Below are 3,553 nucleotides of genomic sequence, written 5' to 3' on the forward strand. Positions count from 1 at the left end.
ATAAAGATGAGAATGGATGGGTTAAGTATAAATTTACATATTGCAAGGAAGATTTAATTCTAATAAAAAAGGTAGCACAACATATTTCTAGAGGTCTTGAAAGAAAATTTAGGAAACTATATCTAACAATTGGCATTGATAAAAGAATACTAGATTTACCTAGGCAAAGGGCAAAATACTCATTTACATACAATCAATATGATGCGATACAAATAATATCGGATATACTTATTGAACAAGGTTATGATATTTCTCGCTCATCTAAAAGTAATCCAACATACCATATTACTGCAACCTATAAAGGGAAAATAGCGAGAATATTGGTAAGGCACCTTCAATATGATTCCGCTTATAAGGAATCCACTATACCTTATCAAGTTTATAAAATTGATGCTTTTGAAACAGTTGATGAGCAAGAGGAAGGAATAAAAGAAATTGACTTTGTAGTTGGTTATAATTTTAGAGACAATGTATTTGCGTGTCTAAGTATTGATGACTTTCTAGATAAACGTAGCAGAGTTGTACATGAGAAAGAGGGGTTACGCTCCGAATATTTTAATTCATGGCATTTATTAAGCAATTATTTTATTAGTAACTATGCAAAGGAGTTTTTTGAATGGGAAGCGGAAAAATAGATTCAGATAAAAAGGTTTTACAGAAAATTTTTTCACCAGATTTTTGGTTTTTAATTCCAGAATATCAACGCTCATATGTATGGCAAACTGAAAATATCATTGATCTCATTGATGATTTATACTATGCATTTACTTATAAAAATGAAAATGAATATTTTCTAGGTTCTCTTGTACTAAAAAGAACAGACAATGATGAATTTGATGAATATGAAGTGCTAGACGGACAACAACGTCTTACTACATTCTTTCTGATGTTTGCGGTTTTAAGAGATTTACTAGAAAATCCTTCATATAAAGATACTCTACAACAAAAGATTTATCAAAGAGCAGATGAATTACTTATGATACCAGAAAGACAACGCATTACATATCAAATTCGGGATGATGTAGAAGGCTTTATAAAGAAATATGTTATTGAAGAGAATGGTACTAGTTTAATTGATGATTTAAAAGGAGAACGGGAAAAGGATAATATATCGATTTCAAACATGGCAAATGCTTTATTAGTTCTAAGGGAACAACTGCAGGAAAAGGATAATTTAGATAAGTTTGTCCAATTTATTTTAAACAAGGCACTACTTATTTATGTTTCAACAGATAATACTGAGGATGCATTTCGAATGTTTACGATTTTAAATGATCGTGGAATTCCATTAACAAGTGCTGATATTTTAAAATCCATGAATATTGGTCATCTAAATAATGATAAAGATATTAAGAAGTATGCAAAATACTGGGAAGAAATAGAAGGTAGATTTGGAGAAGGTTTTGATCGTTTTTTGAATTTCATAAGAACAATTATTGTTAAGGAAAAAGCAAGGTCTAATTTACTTGATGAATTTGAAGAAAAAATTTATAAGCTAGGTAAACTTAAAAAAGGTCATGATACATTGGAGTTTATCAAACAGTATGACGAAGTGTATCAAAATGTAATAGAGCTGGAAGATAACGAATTAAGTAATCAATTCAAAAACCTTATTACAATCATGAAAATTGGGCTTCGGTCAGAGGATTGGATTCCAGCCATAATGTTTTATTATGCAAAATTTAAACATCAAAAATTAGATGAGTTCTTAAAGAAATTAGAATTTAAATTTGTTGGTGATTGGGTAGTAGGTGTTAATCCAACTCCGCGACTTGAAGCAATGAATACCATTTTAAAGGCTATACAAAAAGCAAATAATCCAGATGAACTATTGGAAAACAAAGATATATTTAAAATTGACCTAGATGAATTTAAAAGAAATATAAGCAGTGATATTTATAAAAAACAGTATGCAAAGTATCTTTTGTTGAAAATAGAATACTTAAAGAGTGACAATACCGTTCACTTATCAGGATATAAAAATATTAGTGTGGAACATATTTTACCACAACATCCTAATTCTGAAAGTCAATGGGCTAAGGACTTTACAGAAGAGGAACATAAATTCTGGGTAGATAAAATTGCGAATCTCGTATTAATCAATAAGAGGAAAAACAGTTCTTTAAGTAATCTGGATTTTATTGAGAAAAAGAAACGTTATTTAAATGGTCGTATTGATGTATTTCGTGCAAATAAAGTATTTATTGACCAGAAAAATGAATGGACACCAGAAGTTCTTAGGAAACGGGAAAATGAGATTGTTGAAATGTTAATCAAAAACTAGGCAATTTTTAACCTGTTTACTTATGTGGGAGGTAATTATGTGTCTCAGGGCAATCAGAAAAACCTAGTTCAGTTTTGCCTTGAACTTGGTTCTGTTGTTAACGAAATACTTGATGGTAGCGATGAATTGTTGTCTGCCCTTGAAGAACTTTTTGATTTATACCAACCAAGATCACGCGAAGAGGCAAAAGATTTTTATGATATTAGATTTAAATTGCCAGATTCTGTCGGTTTACTATGTGGTATTCAACAAATAATAATTCCAGATGACGACGAATTTTATGATTCAGTGGCACCGTTAAGTGATACTGCCCTTGATGTTGCCCAACGTATGGTAAGTGCTAGTGTAATAATCAATGATATCATTACCATGTATTTCGAACCTCATGAATATGATATGTATATTCATTTATACCTTGCAATGCTGGAACCTATATCTAACAACATTTCCTATATGCGTAGTAAATTGGAAGAACTTTATAAGGAAACTAGCAAAAAATGGCCAGACCTAATAGTATCAGACTATCACACAGATCAGGAAGAAGATCTAGTTCTACCCGGAGATGTAGAAAGCTTTCAAATTATGAGAGACATCCTTGTCAAAACCTTTATGGAATATACTAAGGAACATGAATCAGAACGAATTTCTGAATTTTTTATGGCAATTCAAGATTACCTTGAAGCCTTTGCAAATGGAGTCGAACCTGAGCAGGAATTCGATTTTGGTTTTGTTTATAAAACAAGAGACTACCCTCATGAGGTTAGATATGTAGATTTCCATTTTGAACTAGGGGTGCTTCAAGTGTCATCTGGTGGTACTGTTTTTACTGAATATATAGGAAGCGATAGTTACACTGATTGGATTTATAGTATAGGGCTAAATGGTAGGGATGAAGGGAATTACGATTATCAGTTTATGACAGTACTTGAATTAGTTCGATCCGGCGCAAAGTTAACTATTGCAGAACCAGACGAGTATTTTTGATTACGAAGAGATGAATAACAAAAGTAAATAAGAAGCTCGTTATTCAAAAAATATTTATGTTCTTTCACTTACATCCTTGTAATGAAAATAATCTACTCATGGCTATAATGTAGATACTTTCTTTGTGTTTTATTCAATTTAAAATAGACGATTCAATAAAAATTATTGGAATTAATGATTAATTTTAATGCATAAGAGTTTACAAGTTCTAAAATAGTAACGGGAAGATTAAATTTTGTATAAGCGGATATAATAATTATTGTCGATGAATTGCAACAAGGACAT

3 protein-coding genes are annotated in these 3,553 nt (G+C 30.8%); all 3 read left to right on the forward strand.

Annotated elements, in window-relative coordinates; genetic code table 11:
* A partial coding sequence (locus tag BpJC4_RS16270) for a group I intron-associated PD-(D/E)XK endonuclease (protein WP_172968383.1) occupies window positions 1–635 on the forward strand: 635 nt, incomplete at its 5' end.
* On the forward strand, window positions 617–2,284 hold the full coding sequence (locus tag BpJC4_RS15500) for a DUF262 domain-containing protein (RefSeq protein WP_151698182.1): 1,668 nt from the start codon (window positions 617–619) through the stop codon (window positions 2,282–2,284). The genes BpJC4_RS16270 and BpJC4_RS15500, both read left to right, overlap by 19 nt.
* Window positions 2,285–2,323: 39 nt before the next feature.
* Complete coding sequence (locus BpJC4_RS15505; RefSeq protein WP_151698183.1) at window positions 2,324–3,268, forward strand: hypothetical protein; 945 nt, start codon at window positions 2,324–2,326, stop codon at window positions 3,266–3,268.
* Window positions 3,269–3,553 lie beyond the last annotated feature (285 nt).

The organism is Weizmannia acidilactici (genome assembly GCF_008974185.1).
GTDB classification, from domain to species: Bacteria; Bacillota; Bacilli; order Bacillales; family Bacillaceae_C; genus Weizmannia; species Weizmannia acidilactici.

Excerpts from the sequence above, each read along its gene's own strand:
- BpJC4_RS15500 (WP_151698182.1), top strand. The coding sequence starts at position 617 with ATGGGAAGCGGAAAAATAGATTCAGATAAAAAGGTTTTACAGAAAATT.